Consider the following 1,381-nt stretch of genomic DNA (forward strand, 5'->3'; position numbering starts at 1 on the left):
TATGAATTTAAAAATATTTATTTCGATAATTATTTTATTAAATATTGTTGGATTAGTTTTTTTTATGAACAGAAAAAATAATGGACTATTTAAAATGAAATCCTTAGAGCAAACAGAGAATTTAAAAAACAAAATAGAAAATACAAACCAAGATTTTAATATTAATAGTGAAAATTATGATAAAATTAATGCTTATTGTTTAGGAGTAGAGGAAGCGACAAAAAATAATTCTAAATACACAACAACTTTTAAAGCCTCTTTGTGTAGAGTAAATGAGAATGTAGTTAGAAATGTTACAGTTGTATTTGAAGATAATGATATAAATATTAATTATGATGTAAGTAAAAAATTATTCTTTGCTCCTGTTGGGTATATTTCATATGCAAAATATAATTCAAATACTAATGTTTTAAATATAGATTTGGAAATTAGGGGAACGGCTTTAAATAGTTTACCAGCAGGATATATTTTGCCTATAACTTCAAGAAATATAGAAAAAGCATTTGTTAGAATTGTAGATAAAGATTTGAAAGAAGTTTATGGAAGTACATTGGGAATACTTACTGTTTCTGAAAGTGAATTTTTAAATGGAAATTATTAGAATTAAAAAAAATAGGAGGAATTTATGAAAAAAATATTTTTGATAATATTATTATTGGGAAATTTATCTTTTTCTTGGCAAAGAGATAATAAAGGATATGTAAGAATGAGTCAAGATGAAATGCGATATTATTTTGGTGATGAACTAGGATGTCCTGCATTTGGAATTTCTTTTTTAACTGAACTTTTAATGTATGATGGTGTAGGGGAATATGATGAAAGCCTTTTATACACTTCTGTAAATTCTATTGAAAAACTTGGTAAAAAAATTCAAAATGAGTATACATCTTCAGAAATAAGAAATTTAGATGTCAATGAAGTAATAAATGCTTACTATATTTATAAATGTAAAATTCCTGAAGAAAGCGTGATGTTGGAATGGGGAAGTCCAACCTTTTATGGTATGATGATGAATTTAAAATCAATGAAAGCTAATTTTATAAAATAAAAAAGTTTGAAGTATTGAGAAAATTTAGGAGGCGAAATTATGAATGTACTTATAGGTATAGTATTAATAATAATAGTTACAATAATATTAAGTCCAATTATAACTGTATTTGGGATTCCTATTGTTATTTTGGGATGTGGTATATTAATAATACTATCTATATGGGAAATTTACAATTATTTTATCAACAAAAAAGAAATTAAAAATAATATACTGAAAATAGAAAAAATTATAATCTATGGTGGCGATTATAAAGGAAATAAAATTGTGAGAGAAGAAGAAGTAAAATTAGAAATAACAGACAAAGCACTAGTATTCAAAACTGTAAAAGGA

The 1,381-nt window shown here is 24.0% G+C and carries 3 protein-coding genes; all 3 read left to right on the plus strand.

Annotated elements, in window-relative coordinates:
- A partial coding sequence (locus Q0370_RS10280) for a hypothetical protein (RefSeq protein ID WP_299575391.1) occupies window positions 1-601 on the plus strand: 601 nt, incomplete at its 5' end.
- 24 nt (window positions 602-625) lie between these two features.
- Window positions 626-1,048: a hypothetical protein gene (locus Q0370_RS10285; protein WP_299575392.1), complete on the plus strand. Its 423-nt coding sequence runs from the start codon at window positions 626-628 to the stop codon at window positions 1,046-1,048.
- 39 nt (window positions 1,049-1,087) lie between these two features.
- Window positions 1,088-1,381, plus strand: a 294-nt coding sequence (locus tag Q0370_RS10290) for a hypothetical protein (protein WP_299575393.1), incomplete at its 3' end; no start/stop codon positions are given.

The sequence above is a fragment of the uncultured Leptotrichia sp. genome (genome assembly GCF_938036635.1).
Classification (GTDB): Bacteria; Fusobacteriota; Fusobacteriia; order Fusobacteriales; family Leptotrichiaceae; genus Leptotrichia; species Leptotrichia hongkongensis.

Bases quoted from the DNA above. Each gene is read 5' to 3' on its own strand.
- Q0370_RS10285 (WP_299575392.1), top strand. From the start codon at position 626: ATGAAAAAAATATTTTTGATAATATTATTATTGGGAAATTTATCTTTT.